The sequence below is a fragment of the Bacillus sp. 22-7 genome (genome assembly GCF_010628845.1).
Taxonomy (GTDB): Bacteria; Bacillota; Bacilli; order Bacillales; family Cytobacillaceae; genus Cytobacillus; species Cytobacillus firmus_B.
The window spans coordinates 45,370-60,770 of record NZ_NJQY01000021.1 but is presented as its reverse complement, the minus strand read 5'-3'; the positions used below and the strand labels follow the sequence as shown (position 1 = coordinate 60,770).

General features: G+C 39.0%; 11 protein-coding genes and 2 pseudogenes. 2 read left to right on the top strand and 11 right to left on the bottom strand.

The genetic code is table 11. The features are described 5' to 3' along the window. Positions 1-127: 127 nt before the first annotated feature. Positions 128-793 (bottom strand): annotated as a pseudogene (locus CE058_RS16200) (UTP--glucose-1-phosphate uridylyltransferase); the annotation flags it as partial. Here CE058_RS16200 and CE058_RS25115 point away from each other — a divergent pair. After that, positions 787-932 (top strand): annotated as a pseudogene (locus tag CE058_RS25115) (UTP--glucose-1-phosphate uridylyltransferase); the annotation flags it as partial. The pseudogenes CE058_RS16200 and CE058_RS25115 overlap by 7 nt on opposite strands. Here the strand turns inward: CE058_RS25115 and CE058_RS16190 are convergent. The 5 genes from CE058_RS16190 to CE058_RS16170 form a co-directional block, all read right to left on the bottom strand. Beyond that, positions 861-1,007: a hypothetical protein gene (locus CE058_RS16190; protein WP_163143973.1), complete on the bottom strand. Its 147-nt coding sequence runs from the start codon at positions 1,005-1,007 to the stop codon at positions 861-863. The pseudogene CE058_RS25115 and the gene CE058_RS16190 sit on opposite strands and share 72 nt — an antisense overlap. 12 nt (positions 1,008-1,019) lie before the next feature. Continuing rightward, positions 1,020-2,840 (bottom strand): polysaccharide biosynthesis protein, encoded by a 1,821-nt coding sequence (locus CE058_RS16185; RefSeq protein WP_163144051.1) that lies wholly within the window; start codon positions 2,838-2,840, stop codon positions 1,020-1,022. A 327-nt stretch (positions 2,841-3,167) separates the two neighbouring features. Further along, positions 3,168-3,929 carry a tyrosine-protein phosphatase gene (locus CE058_RS16180; protein WP_163144049.1) on the bottom strand — a complete coding sequence of 254 codons (762 nt, stop codon included), beginning with the start codon at positions 3,927-3,929 and terminating at the stop codon, positions 3,168-3,170. Positions 3,930-4,026: 97 nt separating this feature from the next. Then, complete coding sequence (locus CE058_RS16175; protein WP_163144047.1) at positions 4,027-4,731, bottom strand: CpsD/CapB family tyrosine-protein kinase; 705 nt, start codon at positions 4,729-4,731, stop codon at positions 4,027-4,029. Then, entirely contained in the window at positions 4,721-5,461 is a 741-nt protein-coding gene (locus tag CE058_RS16170) for a YveK family protein (RefSeq protein ID WP_163144045.1), read from the bottom strand. Before CE058_RS16170 ends, CE058_RS16175 begins: the two co-directional genes overlap by 11 nt. Before the next feature lie 213 nt (positions 5,462-5,674). Here CE058_RS16170 and CE058_RS16165 point away from each other — a divergent pair, with 213 nt between their 5' ends. Then, positions 5,675-6,475: an SGNH/GDSL hydrolase family protein gene (locus tag CE058_RS16165; protein ID WP_163144043.1), complete on the top strand. Its 801-nt coding sequence runs from the start codon at positions 5,675-5,677 to the stop codon at positions 6,473-6,475. Positions 6,476-6,521: 46 nt separating this feature from the next. Here CE058_RS16165 and CE058_RS16160 read toward each other — a convergent pair whose 3' ends face one another. From CE058_RS16160 to CE058_RS16140, 5 genes are all read right to left on the bottom strand, one after another. Beyond that, complete coding sequence (locus CE058_RS16160) at positions 6,522-8,576, bottom strand: hypothetical protein (protein WP_163144041.1); 2,055 nt, start codon at positions 8,574-8,576, stop codon at positions 6,522-6,524. A gap of 174 nt (positions 8,577-8,750) precedes the next feature. Then, entirely contained in the window at positions 8,751-10,484 is a 1,734-nt protein-coding gene (locus CE058_RS16155) for a glycoside hydrolase family 26 protein (protein ID WP_204260547.1), read from the bottom strand. A gap of 232 nt (positions 10,485-10,716) precedes the next feature. After that, positions 10,717-13,542: an Ig-like domain-containing protein gene (locus CE058_RS16150; protein WP_163144039.1), complete on the bottom strand. Its 2,826-nt coding sequence runs from the start codon at positions 13,540-13,542 to the stop codon at positions 10,717-10,719. A gap of 165 nt (positions 13,543-13,707) precedes the next feature. Continuing rightward, positions 13,708-14,358 carry a class D sortase gene (locus CE058_RS16145; RefSeq protein ID WP_163144037.1) on the bottom strand — a complete coding sequence of 217 codons (651 nt, stop codon included), beginning with the start codon at positions 14,356-14,358 and terminating at the stop codon, positions 13,708-13,710. A 1-nt stretch (position 14,359) separates the two neighbouring features. Continuing rightward, on the bottom strand, positions 14,360-15,388 hold the full coding sequence (locus tag CE058_RS16140; protein WP_163144035.1) for a processed acidic surface protein: 1,029 nt from the start codon (positions 15,386-15,388) through the stop codon (positions 14,360-14,362). Positions 15,389-15,401: the final 13 nt, after the last annotated feature.

The following is a 15,401-nucleotide window of genomic DNA, read 5'->3' as shown; positions in this document are numbered from 1 at the left end:
TGCCTTCTTTGATGAAGGCAAGAAGGCATCACCTTTAATATATATAAAACATAAAAACTCTAGATATACCGATGGATCAAAGGCATATCTAGAATTTTTATATGATCATCTTAAGTTTACTTCTCAATTAACTCTCAATGACTTTAAATTCACTAAGCCTCTCATCCATAAACCGGATAAGTTTATCCTTCAAATCTTTATCTTTCAAAGCCATTTCAATTGTTATTTTAATAACCCAAACTTCTCCCCAAAATCATAGTGTACACCTTCAGAATTATAAGCAAACACACGAGGGATCTGGTTAAGCTTCTGAATCGCATAAGTCAGCTGTACTTCCCCACCTGCGCCTAGCTCTTGCTGCTCTAAGAACATGAAAATCTCTGGAGTTAAAAAAACATAACGGCCCATAATCACCAAGTTTGAAGGAGCAGTCCCTTGCTTTGGTATTTCATCAAAGTTGTTCACCTGGTACCTACGGCCACTTTGATCCGAAGGAACAATAACTCCATATCTGTGTGTCTCTTCAGGTTAAACTATCTGCACCCCAATAACAGAAGAAAGTGTCTCCTCATATCCATCCATCAGCTGACGCAAGCAAGGAGTGTCACTCTGTACAATATCATCTCCAAGCAGCACCGCAATAGGCTCGTTCCCAATAAACTTCCTTGCACACCATACTGCATGTAAGTCCTTTAGGCTTCTTTTGCCGTATATAGTGAATATCAGCTTTTGAAGGTTCTTTTACCTTTTCAAGTAAAACAAACTTCTGCTTTTGAATTAAGTTTTCAAGCAATGCCGAAGGAAATGCTGCGATTGTGGATAAGCCTACTTTTCAATACATTGTTGAAGAAGCTGCGGCATCAGGAATTAAAGATTTTATAATTATCACTGGTAAAGGCAAACGTGCGATTGAGGATCACTTTGACTACTCTTTGAACTAGATTTAGCAGGTAAAAACCTAATCCCAAACCAGCAGCAGGAATAATCGCTTTACGCACCCTTTTCATTCAAATTTCCCCTCATTTAGCAATTGAAAGAACTTTATTTTTTCTCCTATTAGCCAAATTCAACACAAACTTACTAATTTCATTTGTAGACATATCATCAAATCTCTCAATCAAATAATGAACTTCGTCTTCCTGATCCAAAATAGCCTTCCCAATAAAGATCTTCGGAAATACTGCTTCCTTATGAACTTCCTTCTCTCCAAGCAGTTCCTCGTACATCTTTTCTCCTGGGCGTATTCCTGAAAATTCAATCTCTATCTCTTCTTCTTTATAACCAGACAGAGTTATCAAGTTCTTTGCTAAATCAACAATTTTAACCGGCTCTCCCATATCAAGCACAAATATCTCCCCACCACGAGCAAGAGCTCCCGCTTGCATTACCAGTCTTGATGCTTCCGGTATTGTCATGAAATACCTCGTCATATCCGGATGTGTAACCGTCACCGGCCCCCCAGCCTGAATCTGCTTTTTAAACAACGGAATAACACTTCCACGGCTTCCAAGGACATTCCCAAATCTTACAGCTACAAACTTAGTAGTACTCTGTTTATCCAGCTCCTGAATCACCATTTCTGCAATACGCTTTGTAGAGCCCATCACATTCGTAGGGTTAACAGCCTTATCCGATGAAACTAAAACAAATGTACCTACACCAAAAGTGTCAGCAGCCTCTGCTACATTCTTTGTTCCCAGCACATTATTCTTAACAGCCTCTTTCGGATTGTATTCCATCAAAGGCACGTGCTTATGAGCAGCAGCATGATACACAACATCCGGCCGGTGTGCTTCCATTACCTCGAAAACCCGATCCCTGTCCTGAATATCCGCAATAACCGGCACAATTTCAATTTCGCCTTTATGCTTATTCCTCATCTCCATATCAATCAGGTATATGGAGTTCTCTCCATGCCCTAAAAGAAGGATTTTTTCTGGTTTAAATTTGCATACTTGGCGGCAAATTTCCGATCCTATTGATCCGCCTGCACCTGTTACTAAAACGGTCTTTCCAGTTAATTTTTCTGAAATACTGTCAATATCCAGCTTAACCGGTTCACGCCCCAGCAGGTCCTCTACCTGCACATCCCTGAATTGATTAACCGACACCTTCCCAAGCATTACATCTTCAATCATTGGCATGATGACTGTTTTGGCTTTTGTTCCGCCACACTCTTCAAATATTCTTTGCATCTCTTTTTTATTTAGAGATGGGATGGCAATTACAATTTTATCGATATTCAGAGTTTCCACTGTCTTCGAGATATGTTTGGAACCACCAACAACAGGTAAACCATGTATATGTAATCTATACTTTTTTGAGTCATCATCGATAAATGCAACTGGTTTGATTTCAGTGTCTTGATTTTTCAGAAGCTGTCTTGCCAGCATTGTTCCGGCAGCACCGGCTCCTACTATTAAGGCACGCTTTTGTTCTATATTTGATTTAATATATCGGTCCCGGTAGACACGCCAGGAGAAACGTGAACCTCCTATTAATAGAACGTGCATCATCCACGCAAGCATTAAAGCCCGGAAATAAACATCCCCTATTAACAGCTGCTGCATTATTCCTGTAGTCATGATAGATAGTGATACTGCCTTTACAATCGCCACGAGCTCTCCAACACTCGCATATTCCCATGCCTTGTTATAAAGCCTGTAAGCAGATGCGAAGAAATGATGGCTAAGGAGCAGCGTAATGGAGCTGACAAGCAATGTTTCAGACTTAATCCAAGCCAGCGTTGGGTGAAGCGTCAAAACACTTACATATATAGCTGATAAAACAATTAATGAGTCCAATAAAACCAACAGTGTCAGCCGCTTTTGGTACGTCAAATAAATAGCCTCCTTCTAAATTTTAGTTCTTATTACCTAGTAAAAATCCACAATTGACCAGCATTCAGGCAAAAATAAATATCTAATGGGAATACAGGAATGGTCCTGTACTTTCATTAGATATCTAGGACATTATCTAACAATATAATGTAAGCGGATTCCTATATGGATATTTTCACATATTTAAATTGGGGCATTTAACCCCTCCTCACACCATGCTAGTGACAACTGTGTGTCTAAGGTGATTTTACTCACCCACAGCATGGCCGAGTGCCTCCATTGATAAAGGCAAGGAGGCATCGCCTAGTCCTATGCAACATGCAATGGTTAAAAAATGCCAAGAAACCTTTTGCGTTTAATTCTCTCAGGCAGTTCTTTCATTATATTGCTGTTCTCAACTAGGAGCTCTGCATTCTCTTTAAAAAGATAAACCATATCGGGTCCATATTTAGAATCGACTAAGTCCAATGCTTCAGCCATTTTAAACGTGCGATTCTTCACGTTATGAGCATCAGAGGCGATAAAATGGGTTAAGTTAAACTCTATCAATTGCTCAGAAAACTTTTTAATATTCTTTCCGAAATACCCGCAAAGACTTGAGGCCGTCACCTGGGTTAACGCGCCTTTTTCAACAAATTGATATAAAAGATCCGGCTGTTCCATTAACTGCTTATTCCGTTCAGGATGAACAATAATTGGAATCAATCCCTGAAGCTGAATGTCAAACAGGAGTTTTTCAGCATATCTGGGTACATGGTTAGAAGGAAATTCAATAAACATATATTGGGAGTGACTAAGGGAAAGAATCTCTCCATTATTTAAACCTTCTACTATTTCCCCATAAATTCGAACTTCCTGACCAGGAAGGATTTCCAGTGGGATTGATGCCTCTTTCAAACTATTATTTAGATCGTTAACCGCAAAAATAATTTCATCTTTTGTATTATGATAAGACTGGTTATGATGAGGAGTGGCAATGATGGAGGAAATCCCCTCTCTAACCGCTTCTTTCGCCATGTCCAAACTGTCTTCTATTGTTTGGGCACCATCATCTATCCCCGGCAAGATATGACAATGTATGTCAATCATCCCTTCCACTCCTTTCAATATATGACAAAATATCCTTCTTCTGTCATGTTAACATTTTAACTTCAATACGGTAAAGGGTGTAATTTGTCGAATTCTGTTAATTCACACCGTAATAATAGTAATGCTGTGATTCTTTCATTTTCTTGTTGTTTAATACCACTCCTAATAGTTTCCCTTGAGCTGCTTCTAATAGCTCCTTCGTTTTCACCAATTGGTCTTTTTCCGCTTTTCCACTGCCCGCAACAAGAATGGTACCCTGGCACTTATTTGAGAGAATTTGAGCATCTGTTACCGCCAGTACAGGAGGAGTATCAAATAAAATGATATCGAATTCCTCTAAGGCTGCCTTCATAAAATAGTCCATTGCCTTTGATCCCAGTAATTCAGAGGGATTTGGCGGAATTGGACCGCTTGGAAGAATGAAAAGGTTTTTCATATCGATCGCCTTAACAGATTCCATAAGTGTCATCTGGTTTGTGAGCACACTTGTTAATCCGCTCGTATTCATAAGGTTAAATGTATAATGCACTGTTGGTTTCCGCAGGTCAGCATCTACCAGAAGCACTCTTTTGCCTTGCTGCGCAAAGACTACTGCGAGATTGGCTGTTGTAGTTGATTTACCTTCTCCTGGTCCTGATGATGTAACCATAATAGTGCGAATCTCTTCATCCACAGATGAAAATTGAATATTTGTCCGGATGGTCCGGTACTGCTCAGAAATTGGAGACTTTGGATCGTTCTTTGTAACAAGCTTTCGCTTGTGCTCCAATACTTTCTTCTTTTCTCCCTTTTTAAGAACCAACAGTCTCACCTCTTAACCTAGTTTTGCGGTCGGAACGGCTCCCGTTTTCAGCAGTGTCATCCATTTGAGCAATCACACCAAGGACTGGAAGGCCAATTGTTTTTTCAATATCTTCTTCGTTCTTAATGGTATTATCCAGATATTCAAGCAGGAACGCTAATCCTACACCAGCCATTAAGCCAACAACTAAAGCAATGGCGATATTTAATAGAGGCTGCGGTTTAACTGGAGCCTGATTTTCTCCTACTTCCGCCTTCGCTAGAATAGTTACGTTATTAACGTTCATAATTTCTACTATTTCTTTTTGGAACACTTCAGCTGTTTTATTGGCGATATCTGCTGCTCTTTTTGGATCTTCATCCTGAACAGAAATATTTACTACCTGAGAGTTTTGTTCACTCTGAACGGTAATTTTCTGATTCAGCGCAGCCGTTGTCATATCAAGCTTGAGATCTTCTTTTACTAATTCAAGAATGGCAGCACTCTTAATAATGACATTATATGTATTAATCAGCTGCAGGTTTGTTTGAACTTCACCCGCACTATATACACTTTGCTCATCTTTTGCCTGGTTTACAAGAATCTGTGTAGAAGTTTGATATATTGGTGTTAAGAAAAAGTAACTGACTATTCCGCTGATCATGACTGCCAGAATTGTCACTGACAGAATAAGAGTCACTCTTTTTTTCAGTGTATGGAATAGTTCTTTTAGACTAATCGTTTCTTCCATGATATCCTCCTAAGGAAAAATAAATAACAAAACCCAAAATATTATATCATAGCAAGTTGCCAATTTTGTGTTTTTTTGTCATAATTTTAATGAAAATGTAACTTATTTGTTATTACTATTCCTATTTAACTATAAAATGGCATTTTTTGATAGACGAAATTTTAAATTGGGAAATTTTACATTTATAAAATTAAATCCTTTGTGGAGGTAATTATGAAGAATTTTTTTATTTTATTGCTGGCCATTTCCTGTGGGGTGGTCTTATATTGGGGCAATTCCCATTGGAAGGAAAGAACTGTCCTTTCTACAGATGCTACTACTCAAGAAACTGAGAAAACCGCAGAACCCGTAGAAGAGGCGGAAGAGACTGACAAAAGAATAGATATTGAGGAATTTCAAAAGATATCCGTTAACTGGCCTGCCGAAGCCAAAAGAAGATTTGAACAGACACTCTTAGAAGACATCCCTTATAAAATCCTTCTTGCGGGATCGACTGCTTTAGGAAGTAATGACGATGGCTGGGCTTCCTCAGCAAAGAAAAAGCTTGAAGAGACCTTCGGGGAAGGCTCAATCGAGGTGGACATTCAAGTCTTTGACGGCACTTCAATGGAGTTTAGCGATCAGGATAAAGTTTCTGAAATGATTGCTGCAGAAGCAGATCTTATCATATTAGAGCCGTTCACTTTGCAGGATAACAGTTTTGTTCGGATCGAGGACTCCCATGATCACATTACGAATTGGATTTCAGCAGTAAAAGAAAAAAACCCTGATACCGTATTTATTCTTCAGCCTCCAAACCCAATTTATGATGCAAATTATTACCTTGTACAGATTGAGGAATTAGAGAAGTTCGCTGAAACAAACGATATTCCCTACCTTAACCACTGGTCTGCATGGCCCTCCACGGATTCAGAGGAAATCATTCCGTATCTGAACGAAGAGAATGAAGCTCCTAGTGAGAAGGGTCATGAATTGTGGAGTAAATATGTAACTGACTATTTCATTAGCAAATAAAGAAAATGCAAACCAGCCCAGCCGGTTTGCATTTTTTTCTGCTTTCCTACTTCTCCGCCTTATAGCTTACCTTCACACGGGCGCTTTCCTTCATACCATCACTTTGTACCGTAATATAAACACTGCCTGCTTTTTTGCCAAGCTGACTGATGCTGATTGCGGCAGATGTTTTTGTCACCTTGCCTGACTTAGCCAAAAGTTTGCCGCCTTTGGAGGCACTATAAACTTTGACAACATCCCCTTTTTTAAGCTTGCTTACAGTTATGACATCTTTTTTAGATTTATTGTTTGTCATTTTAACCTGGCTTGATTTAACTGCATTCGTCTGCTCACCAGTGAAAGATACAGCTGTCCTTTTACTTTCCGTCATACTTGACGAGGTAACTGTGACGTAGATCTTCCCTGCTTTTTCACCAATCTGATTCACACTGATGGTATCAGCTGATCCTGTGCTCGTTTTCTGGGCAATCAGCTTTCCTTTCGTTGAAGCATTGTAAACTTTGATCACATCGCCTTTTTTGATTCCGGAGATGCGAATGGAATCTTTCTTTCCTTTATGATTGGTTACTGTTATTTTACTTGAAGCAAGCCCTGGTGTTTGCATATAAAGCTTAAAGGAATATGGGATACCAGTACTGCCATAATAATAATTTTTGATTTTCAGATAGTATGTGCCTTTTTTCATGGATACCTGAAGACCTGCATTTCCCTTTACACTTCCACTTCCATTTGTGGATAAGTCTTTATACACTGTACCCGAGCTGTTTTGGATACTCGCATATAGCTCTAGCCCTGATTTCTGAGGTATTTGCAGGTTAACCAGTCCGTCCTTTGGAATAGAGAATTTATAAAAATCAAGATCTTCATCATATTGAAGATTCCCATAATATGATTGGTTTAGCTTTATCGCGGTCGCTGTTGTCAGATTATCATTAAACTCCTGCTCATAGTTGCTGCTGGATGTATATTTCACTAGAAATTCATAGGGGGTTTCATCTCCCCATGAGTAATAATTTTTTATTAATACATAATAGGTTCCCTTAGGCAATCCCACTTCCTTTTCTGCATCACCTTCGACCATTTCACTGTCATCTGTATTGAGGGATGCATAAGTGTTTCCTTTCGTGTCCTGTATATGGGCATACCAATTAACCCCCGCCTTTTGCTTGATTGATAGAGTTACTTTTCCCGGTTTTGATAATGTAACCTTATAGAAGTCCTTATCATCATCATACTGCAGGCTTCCTTTATAAATCTTATTAACCAGTATTCCATTTGCAGCTGTAATCGAATTATTAAACTCTTTTTCATAAAAATCTGAAGCTGTATATTCTAGCTTCATTTTATAAGGGTATGTGTATCCATGGTAGCCGTCCTTAATTTTTATATAATAGGTTCCTGCTGGGAGCCCTACTTGTGAAGCTTCATAGCCTGAGACCATTTCACTGTCATCACTATTGAGATAATTATAGATATTCCCTTTGCTATCCTGTATATGTCCATACCACTCGATACCCGGTTGGTTCTCCATTAATAGCTTAATATTACCTGGCTTTTCAAGGGTAAATTTATAAAAATCATTATCATATTCATCTCTTAGCATCCCCGTATAAAATTTGTTAAGCTCTATTGGATTGGCAGCTGTGAGCGAATCATTGAATTCTTTTTCATAGTAATTAGATTGTGAATACTGTACCTTAAATTCATAATTCACTCCTTCAGCTTCATAAGAGTCTTCTATTTTTATGTAATATGTGCCTACAGGAAGGCCCACTGATCTTGATGCATCCCCGCTTACCATTTCACTGTCATCTGTTGTAAAAGACTCATAAACCTGACCTGAGCTGTTTAGGATCTGTCCATCCCATGCTGAGTTGTATTTTTGTTTGATAGAAAGGGTAATATTGCCTGCAGCATTAATGGTAAACTTATAGAAATCCTGCTGATAATAATCTTCAAGGACCCCCTTATATGTCTGGTTTACATTAATTGCTTTTGCATCTGAAATAGACGCAGCGGCCTTTTCTGTTCCCCACATTAATATTGCACAACATGCAAGAAGTGCAATGAGGAAGCTTTTCATTGATTTAGTTACTATCACAAGTATCTCTCCTTTAATAAAATTAAGAATATTTTATCTTAAATTACTAATTTTGGATATAATTTATCTCTATTTAACCAGAACTTTTTTACTATTAAACAATAAACAAAAGAAGAGAAAAGGCGTTTGCCTCTTCTCTTCTTTTGGTCTGGGGGTGTTGAAACTTTGAAGCACTCAATAAAAAATATGCAAGTCTCTATTTCGAAATTCATACTTCATTTCGAAATGCTTTAGGATTTCAACAAGAGGAATGCCCTTTATCTCTCTTTTTTCAAAAAAGGCAGCTTTGTCTATCTTCATAGTCTCCGGCTTTACTTTTAGGCTTTCTCCTTTGTAGGCTACTTCATATGTTTGTTTATTTTCTTCTTTTACATCCATGTCCAGATAATCCCGTACAAACTGAAAATCCACGTATAATTTTCCATCATAGAAAAAGAGAAAGTCTCTGTACGAATAAGTATCATCCTTAGCTGGACTCTCTTGTACTTTTGATAAATAACGATCTGTCTTTATATTGTCTGAGTATGCATTGAGAATACTCTTTTTCTCTGTAATGGCGTAATTATTGATTTTCCTGCCTTCCGGCGCATTAACCAGGTTATTCACATCAAAATAGTAAATATATTTAACACGCGGATATAGTTCTGGAAGGTATTTGTATATTCTGGTTATCTTTTCAACTGCGAATTCATCATGATGCTTTCCATCTGTAACGGTGTAATTGGTTGCTCCGTACTCACCAATGACAATGGGCTTTTTATGGCTATATGTATTGTAGACATAGTCCAATAAGCGCAGCGGATCTTCAAAATCTGATCTTTCCTCGATTTTATCATTATGGTAAAAAACGTTATAAATGTTGACGCCAACATAGTCGACATATTCATCACCGGGATAGAATTCATCAATCGTTGATTCCGGCATCGTGAAGACATTCCACAGCATCATGACGTTAGGAGCTTCCCTCTCCATCACATCATGGACCAATTTCCACTTCTCAATGTATTGCTCGGAATGACCGGAATAAAAGGTCCAGGTTCCGTTCATTTCACTGGCATAACGCAAAAGGATTGGAACCTTTAATTCACCCGCATCCTTTGCGAATTGTCTCAAATACTCATCATCCTTTACTTCTTCCAGTCCATTATTAGGCTCCCATGCTACCTGCGGGAAGCCGCCTGCCGCGATGACTTCTTCAGCCCACTCCTTCGGAAATGGCTTTCCATACCCGACGTATCTGAAATAGGAGGCATGTGTTTTTCCTGTAAGCTTGTTGAATGTGTTCATACTCGTATTGATATATTCATCCTGCAAAACATAGCCGCCCAGGTAAATGCCGCTTCGCGGTTCATATTTTTCAGCTGGCACATTTTGCTTATGTACAAAAATCGTAGAGCCCAGTTCCTGATCATAAGGCTTTTTGGTTTGCTCCTCTGGACTTTTAATAGAGACAGTGTTCGTTTGCTTATCATAAAAAAAATCCATTTCAAACCCCAAATATTTTTCGACAGACTGATCGGGAATATAGATTATGTCGTCTATCATTTCATATCCGCACATTTTATCCTTAGTCAAATTACAATTTTGAATTAATCCATTGATATATGTAACACTTCTATCTTTATAACTTATTGTAAGCTCATCTTCCTTTTCCGCTGTTTTCATTAACGTGATGGCTTTTAAATCAGGCAGGGATATATAGAGGGAACCATTCTTTTCACCAATAGGGTGAAGTAATTTATAATGATTTCCGTCATATACAACATTGTCAGAATACCCAACATTCATTTCTTCACTGTTATGTTTAATTCTATTCCAGATTTCAGCAGGCTCTATAATGATGATTCCAAAGAGGCAGATAAGGAAAAACGCAGTCACAACAGAGAGTACCAGCTTTCGTTTCGACATCATATTAAATCCTTTCTTTACAAGTAATTGTCCATAAGACTGTTCTGGACAGTATAATTTCATTCTAACAATGTGCCTGATGGACAGCTGTAAAGATTCTGTTAATTTATAGAAAATGTTTGTAAATAGGATGTTTCAATGCTGTTATCTTTATTCACCTAGGGGCACTTCTTTCAGCCTATCAAAGCGACATAAAAAAGAGAAAAGGCCTCTGCCTTTTCCCTTCAATTTATTAACGCTTCTTCACTGTTATTTTTGCCGGCTTCCCGGTATTGCCTGCCTTGTCTTTAGCATAAACGTAAAGGATGTTTCCTGTTTTCTGTTTGGCTATCTTTACTGAAAAGCTGCCTGATTTGGATGCTTTAGCAGAACCAATTACTTTGGTGCCAGCTTTTACATATACCGTGGAATATGCTTCAGCTTTTCCGGTTACTTTTGTTGAGGATGATGTCACTTTGTTAACGGAAGGCGTTTTAGGCGGCGTTTTGTCCTTTACGGTGATTTTTGCTGCCTTACTTGTATTGCCTGCCTTATCCTTTGCTGTTACATATAGAACAGTCCCAGCTTTTTGAGCTGATTTGATTGTAACTGTGAACTTTCCATCTTTAGCTGCTGTAGCTGTACCGAGTATTGTGCTTCCTCTTTTCACAGTAATCCTGGACCCTGCTTCTGCTGTTCCTGTAATTTTTTTATCAGAGTCCTTCATTGCATTTACTTTTGGTGCGGCAGGTGCCGTCTTATCCAGAACTGTTACTTTAGCGGTTTTGCTTACATTACCGGCTTTATCTGCTGCTGTCAGATTCAATACTGTGCCGGCTTTTTGAGCATATTTCAAGCTTACAGTGAACTTTCCATACTTATCAGCAGCAGCCGAACCGAGTGTACTGCTTCCTTTCTTGACTGTCACTCTGGAACCGGCTTCTGCTTTTCCAGTTATCTTTTTGTCATAATCTTTTACAGGATCTGCCTTTGGCGCTGCCGGGGCTGTTTTATCTATTACCGCCACATTAGCCGCTTTACTCACATTGCCAGCTTTATCAGCGGCTGTAATTGTTAAGACCGTTCCTGCCTTTTCAGCAGCTTTTAAAGCTACAATAAACTTTCCGTCACTTCCTGCTGCAGCCGTGCCCAGAACGGATGAGCCTTTTTTCACGGTCACTGTTGAGCCCTCTTCTGCCTGGCCTGTCACCTTTTTATCATAGTCTCTTACAGGATCTACTTTAGGTGTCGCTGGCGCAGTTGCATCCTCTTCTTCACCCACAAAGGTATATGTAATATCCGCCCCTTTGTCCACTGGAATCTCGCTTGATGCCTGGGTAACAATGGCACCGCCACCCCTTAAATAGGTAGATGTTCCCGAATATAACCGCGGTTGCAGCGCATTAAAAGCCTGCTCGCCTTTAAATCCATATTGTCCGTCCTGCTGCTTCAAAAGAAGCGCTCCACGGAAATTTGTAATCGTTTTCCCGAATGTAAGTGACGGATCCACATATTTCTTCATGACATTTTCTACTGCCTTATAGTCATTATTGGAATCCTTCAAAATTTCTTTAAAAATGGCATTGCCTTTGTTCGCCTGTTGTTTTACATACTGTCCAAATAAATAGGATAGTGAATAGTTAGCAAGCGTGTCGCCATCATAGTCCCAATACAGGAGTGAGTGTCCTCTGGCAATTGAATTGGAATAGTTGTAATAATCAATTCTATCAGTCAGCGGCTGCCCTGTGTACACTTGTTCTGCCGCCATGGCCAAGGCTTCATCAAGCCAGATATCCATGCCGTCTTCATCGCCTTCAATGAAGACATTCTGGTTGAAGTTGACCATATGCTGAAATTCGTGAGCCAGCGTTTCATAGGATGCTGAAGGATCTTTTGCTGCACCGGTTCCCATTAGCGGATAGGTATCCACATAGAAGATCTCTGATTGATTTGAATACTGAATATTATACAGGTCCCCTGGATAGAAATATCCGGCTATATAACCTCCGCTTCCATTAAATCCATCCTGGATATCATAAGCAAGAATATTAATTTTCCCGTCCCCATTCACATCCGATTCACTTGCGAAATGGTTCGTAATAACGGGATGAATGCCTGCATCAAACTCTTTGCCAAGGTCTTCAGCCTGCTTTTGTGTCAGCTGGCTATTATTTACCCACACATTCGCTTTTGACCCGGAATAGAGCAGTGTTGCATTTATCTGGTAATCTGCATAGGAGGAAAAGTCGTACACCCAGAAATTCTTCAATTGTCCCAGCTGATAAGCAGATCTTTTGCTTTTATAGCTTCCCAGCTGCTTCCCTTTATTTTTCTTTACATCAAAGGGTTTCTTTACATCTAATCTATATGCATCTTGCTTCAACTTTTTATTGGAAGCATATTTATCATTATTGATAGAGAATTGCCCAGTGCTTTGATAGGAATCCCCTAAAACGGATTCATTGCTGATGATGGTATATTTGTTTGAGGGTCCTTCCTCTTCACCTTTATAGAATGGATTTTCAATTTTAAATATGAAGGCATCTGAATACTCAGTAGAAAAGCTCTTCGAAACTCCTAAGAGCATATAAATATGCTGCTGATCAGTAAAAGGTGCTTTACCGATATTAGAGCTCAAATTTGCATATTGTGTGCCGTTTAAATTAAATTCTGTATAACCGAGAAATTCAAAGCTATCATTTTCCTCACTATAAAACTCAAGGGAAATGATGGAGTCTTTATTATATGCAGCCGTAGATTGATAATATAAATCAACAAGCATAGAAGAGTCAGTATAATCTAGTATATTTTCATACCAAATATAATGATATTTATTTTGACTATCAATTAAAGAGCCTGCATAATCACCAGGTTCCACTAAAGGAAAGTCGTCTTTTGTTACTGACTTAATATCTTTTGAGGCCTCTTTAACCTTTTTCGGAGCTCCCTCTTTATGGATCGTTTCCTTCAAGAGACTGGCTTTTGAAGTATTCCCCTTCTCCACTCCCAAAACTGTGATGGGCTGGATTGCAAGAAGCAATACCAGAAACAGGCATATTACCCTTTTAAACTGACTCATCTCTTTTCCTCCGCTATTCAAATTCTATCACTCTACTCATTCATAAATTAGTAGATTATGTATATTATATAGGGATATTTATCTAATGGATGTCGAAAAATAGGAATGTGAAAAAAATTTTTCTATAAAAAAAGTCCCCTTGTTAAGGAGACTCTGAATATCCCTTTACTTTTTGGATAAGAGATGGGCAACCAGGATGTATCTTTGTGGTGCATCACCAATAAAATCAAATGGGTAGCAGGTAGTAACCGTAAGCATGGCACGCGGTTTAGGAACAATGACTGTCCTGTCGTCCGCATCCACAATCCGCACTTTATTGACACGGTACTCAAAGGTTCCGGCCTTTGTGGTTACTTCCAGAATATCTCCTTCACCTACTTCACCCAGCTTTCTGAAGACCGTATCTCTATGACCGGAAAGGACAGAGTTATCTTTTTCCCCTGGCATCACACTGCCGGCATAATGCCCTACGCCTTTTTCAAGCTCATCTTCATCTGTGCCATGGATAATCGGCAGAACGGATTTGATTTTTGGGATGTATAGCTCACCGATTTCCTCGCCAATTTCCGGCTTATCCGGGTATAAGACTTCTTTTTCCTCTTCCACTTTCTCCGCAGCAGAGACTTCTTTTTTTAGCTCCATTTCTCGTTCAGGCGCATTCATCTTATAAGAGATATACCCTTTTCCAACTTTATAGACGCTTGTGCTCGTAAACCAAAGCCCCAGCACAATTAAGCTCAAACTAAAGAAAAGAAGAAGCAGCCGCTTTCTGTGGCTGACTTCTCTATTCTTCTTTCGGCTTTTCTTCTGCCTCATATTATCTTTCCCTTACTCTGCGGAATAATGTCGTGCCGATCATAATACCGAGCAGTCCAAGAACCCCGTATATAAGATTGTTGGAAGCTGTATTTGGAAGCTTTCCGCCTTTTACTGTTTTATTTTCAGAGGAAGGCTTTTTCACCTTTTCGACTTTTTCAGCCGCATTTGTAATATCTTTGCCTGTTTCTTTAATTAAATCTGAATCAAACATTTCACCTGTGATGATGATATCTGCCAGGAATTCGCCTGCCAGATTATAAATGCTGATTTTCAGTTTGGCATTGATCAATTCCTTCATATTTACTAACTCAAGAAGAGTCAGGTTCTTTTCAGTACCTTTAGTGATTAGAGTGTACTCTGCTTTTACCTGATAAATGGACAGCAGTTCATCAAAGATTGACAGCAATTCCTCTACCTCTTCGGAACTCAGTTCCCCTGTCTCATCGAACTCTCCGATAGCCATCATCCGATAAGACAAATCCTCCAGCCGCTGCATGGTCTCAGGGCTCAAAAGGTCATCTTCTATTGAAATGAGATGATTCTTCAATCTCTCAATCTCTTCATCTGTTAAATCAAACTCAGCTTTGAAAACTTCTAATAGTTCCAGAATCATATCTTCATCCACAATCTCATCTGTCGTATAGAAAAATACGCTTTCCTCAAGATCACCGACAAAAATGTAATCTTCCAGTTCCTCACCAAATTCTTCAAGCAAGCTTCTTAAAGAATCTTCAGTTAACTCATAATCATCATAGATAAATTGGATGTTGCTTAAATCAGCTTTAATTACTTCGCCAAGGGAATCACTAAGCTCTTTAACAGAATCATAATCTTCAATGGATTCATCATACATGGAAAGAACCATTTCAATGTCTTCTTTCGTAACTTCAAAACCCCTGATTGCGCTAATGTCGCTTAAATACTGCTGAAATTCTTCCTCGAATTCCGGACTCTGAGCTGAAGCGGCAGGACTGAACAAACTGAAAATTAAGACTAAAACTGATAAAACAACGCCAAATTTCCTCATAATCTTCCTCATT